Genomic DNA, 3,385 nt, shown 5'->3' with positions numbered 1-3,385 from the left:
GATCTCGACGCCGTTGAGCAGGAGCTTGCCGCGCTCGCGATGGTCGAGCAGACGGCCAGGTGTCGCGATCAGCACGTCGGCGCCGCGCTCGAGCTTCTTGTCCTGCTCGTCGAAGGAGACGCCGCCGATCAGAAGCGCGATGTTGAGCTTGTGGTTCTTGCCGTATTTGATGAAGTTTTCCTCGACCTGCGCGGCGAGCTCACGGGTCGGTTCGAGGATCAGCGTGCGTGGCATGCGCGCGCGAGCGCGACCCTTTTCCAATCGCGTCAGCATAGGCAGCACGAAGGAAGCGGTCTTGCCGGTGCCGGTCTGGGCGATGCCCAACACATCCTTGCCGAGCAGCGCATGCGGGATGGCGCCGGCCTGGATCGGAGTCGGCTTGGTGTAGCCGGCATCTGAGACTGCGGAGAGGACCTTGGGCGAAAGGCCAAGGTCCGAAAAGGTCAACGCTTCTTGAACGGTCTGGGTGTCTGAGGACAAGTGTTTGTTGTCTTTGGCTGGTTCGGGAAATCGCAACGCGTGTTGCGGCAGGCGCCGCGCGCCTGCAAGATCGCGGTTGCAGTTAGGCGCAAGTCCGCGATTTGTCAACACAAACAGCCGGAAATCCCGGTGATTGTGAAGACGTAACCTTAATCGCGATGCTTAATCGAACAGGTATCGTTGCGCCGGCTCAGTAGCGGAACTGCTCGGCAAGGATGCGTTCGTTCCAGGAATGGTTCGGATCGAACAGCAAAGTTGCCGTCGCCGTCGGCGATTCCCGCACGGTGACGGAAGCCACCGCCTTGACCTCGGTATGGTCCGCGGCGGCATTCACCGGGCGCTTTTCGGCTTCCAATATGTCGAAACGCACCGTCGCCTTGTTGGACAGCAGCGCCCCGCGCCAGCGGCGCGGCCGGAAAGGGCTGACCGGCGTCAATGCCAGGAGCGGCGCATCGAGCGGCAGGATCGGCCCGTGCGCCGACAGATTGTAGGCCGTCGAGCCGGCGGGAGTGGCGATCATGACGCCGTCGCAGTTCAACTCCTCCAACCGCACTTGGCCGTCGACAGTGATGCGGATCTTCGCGGTCTGGTAGGACTGGCGCCACAGCGCCACCTCGTTGATGGCCGGCGCGGATACGGATTCGCCGTCATGCGTCACGGCGACCATTTCCAGCGGCCGGATCGTCTCGGCAACGGCGTTGGCGATGCGCTCCTCGAGACCGCCTGCGCGATATTCATTCATCAGGAAGCCGATGGTGCCACGGTTCATGCCGTAGACCTTCTTGCCCGTGCTCATCGTCTCGCGCAGCGTCTGCAGTAGAAAACCGTCGCCGCCGAGCGCGATGATGATCTCCGCGTCAGCGACAGGCACCTGCCCATAGCGCGCCGACAGGCTTTCCCGCGCGGCGAGGGCGTCGTCGGTGTCGGAAGAGACGAAGGCGAAACGGCTGGCGGCTTTGCTCATGGCTCCCGGAGGGCGACCGTCTGCGGGGCCGCGCCGGCGACGGCGTAGCATGCGCCGCCCATATCTGTGAAGGGCGGCGTGCCGGCTGGCGGGTCACCAGTCGCGCTTCGTGACAGGCGCGACATGAATGTGATGGCCGCAATGGTTAAGAGGAGGCTTAAACACTCGTAAAGGCGGATCGATCATGTTAGCCGACAGTGGATGGGTTGGCGGGGGCTGGCCAGTCGAGAGACCTGTCTATTGCCGGTAACGCGTCTGATCATAGTCTTCCTGATGATGGGAAGTTTCGCGCTTATGTTCGCCGAACTCGTGCGTCATTCGGAAGAGACGAGCCAGCGGCCGCAGCCGACAGCTTCCCGTTGCGGCGATGCCACGGGTACACCTTGCCCGCAACGGGCGCTGTAGGCTTCGCTTCCCTTATCGCTCGCTCAGCCGCCCTGCAGGTGGCAGCCCGCCTTGCGCTTGCCGGCGACATACTCGTCGATGAGTTGCCGGTAGCGCACCTTGCCGAAGCTTGGGAAATGGCCGCCATGCACGACCGAGACATCGAGCCCGCGCATGGCAAGCAGCGTCCCGACATAGTCCTCGACATTTGAGTGGTAGACGTCGTCGATCAGCGGCCCGTCATAGACGATGTCGCCGGACAAAAGGATGCCGGTCTTCTTCTCGTAAAGCGCGATGCCGCCCGGCGAGTGACCCGGCGTGTGGATGACCTCGAAGGCGCGATCGCCGAGATCGACGATGTCGCCGTGTTCAAGCAACCGGCCGGCCGGCGCGGGCAGGATGCGATAGCGCGCCGTATCCCAGCCTTCCGGTGCGCCGTCGAACATCTCCTCATTGGCGTAGCGATCGGCGACCGTCCATTCGTTGCGCGGATCGGCAAGGATTGCCGCTTCGGCCGAATGCACGCAGCGGTCCGGGAACTCGTGGTGGCAGCCGATATGGTCGAAATGCGTGTGGCTGGCCACGCAGGTGAGCTTGCGCTCGCTGACAAGCGGCACGTGGCTTCTCAGGCTGAAATGGCCAAGCCCGGTGTCGAACAACAGGTCTCGGTCTCGCCCGCGCACATGCCAGATGTTGCAGCGGAAGAACGGCTTGATCCATGGCTCATGGATGAGCGTGATGTCGTCGCCCGTGCGGATGGTTTCGTACCAGTCCGGAGCCTCGATGACCGGAAGCGTGCTCATGGATCAGTCCGCCAGCAGGATGATATCTTGAGCGTTGCACGAAATCGCTATCGTGTCGCGCGCCTGAACGGTGGCGGAAGCGGAAGCCTTGGCGATGAACTGCAGTGCCGGATCCAGCGTCGACGTGGCCAGCACGCGCTTGAAGCTGCCCTGGAAGACGATATCGCCGACCTTGCCGGCGCCGAGCGCGACATTGCCTTTCGCGTCGCCGAGAACCAGGTGCTCCGGCCGGATGGCGAGCGCGACCGTGGTGCCGGCAGTCGATGCGCCGGGCAGCGAGACCGGCCCGGCCGCCGTCGAGACGGTGACGATCCCGTTCTCCGCTTCGGTCACGGTGCCGGCAAGAATGGTGCTTTCGCCCATGAAGGTCGCCGAGAAGCGTGTCTTCGGCCGCGCATAGACGCGCTCGGGCGGGCCTTCGTCCTCGATGCGCCCGTCATTCATCACCACGCAGTGGTCTGCCAGCGCCATCGCTTCTTCCTGATCGTGCGTGACATGGACGAAGGCGGTGCCGACGCGCTTCTGGATCGCCTTCAGCTCATCCTGCATCTGCCGCCGCAGCTTGAGATCGAGCGCGCCGAGCGGCTCGTCTAGCAAAAGCACCGCCGGTTCGATGACCAGCGCACGGGCCAGCGCGACGCGCTGGCGCTGGCCACCGGAGAGCTGGTGCGGCTTCTTGTCGAAGGCGGCCGCCAGCCCGACAAGGGCAAGCGCATCGCGCGCCTTCGCCGCCCGGGTCGCGCCGTCGACGCCC

Annotated in this window: 4 protein-coding genes; all 4 read right to left on the bottom strand. The window is 64.3% G+C overall.

What is annotated here, in order from left to right:
- Window positions 1-480, bottom strand: a 480-nt coding sequence (locus EOA27_RS28395) for a DEAD/DEAH box helicase (protein WP_189562138.1), incomplete at its 3' end; no start/stop codon positions are given.
- A gap of 190 nt (window positions 481-670) precedes the next feature.
- Complete coding sequence (locus tag EOA27_RS28390; protein WP_126082831.1) at window positions 671-1,444, bottom strand: NAD kinase; 774 nt, start codon at window positions 1,442-1,444, stop codon at window positions 671-673.
- Between the two features lie 428 nt (window positions 1,445-1,872).
- Entirely contained in the window at window positions 1,873-2,631 is a 759-nt protein-coding gene (locus EOA27_RS28380) for an MBL fold metallo-hydrolase (protein ID WP_126082830.1), read from the bottom strand.
- Window positions 2,632-2,634: 3 nt separating this feature from the next.
- Window positions 2,635-3,385: ABC transporter ATP-binding protein (locus tag EOA27_RS28375; RefSeq protein ID WP_145970579.1), on the bottom strand; the 751-nt coding region annotated here is incomplete at its 5' end.

Source organism: Mesorhizobium sp. M2A.F.Ca.ET.037.01.1.1 (genome assembly GCF_003998075.1).
GTDB lineage: Bacteria > Pseudomonadota > Alphaproteobacteria > Rhizobiales > Rhizobiaceae > Mesorhizobium.
Note: the sequence above shows the minus strand (reverse complement) of the source record. Positions and strands in the feature narration are given on the sequence as shown.

What these genes read in the sequence shown, in the direction of transcription:
- EOA27_RS28390 (WP_126082831.1), bottom strand. Translation starts at nt 1,444, where the DNA reads ATGAGCAAAGCCGCCAGCCGTTTCGCCTTCGTCTCTTCCGACACCGAC.
- EOA27_RS28380 (WP_126082830.1), bottom strand. Translation starts at nt 2,631, where the DNA reads ATGAGCACGCTTCCGGTCATCGAGGCTCCGGACTGGTACGAAACCATC.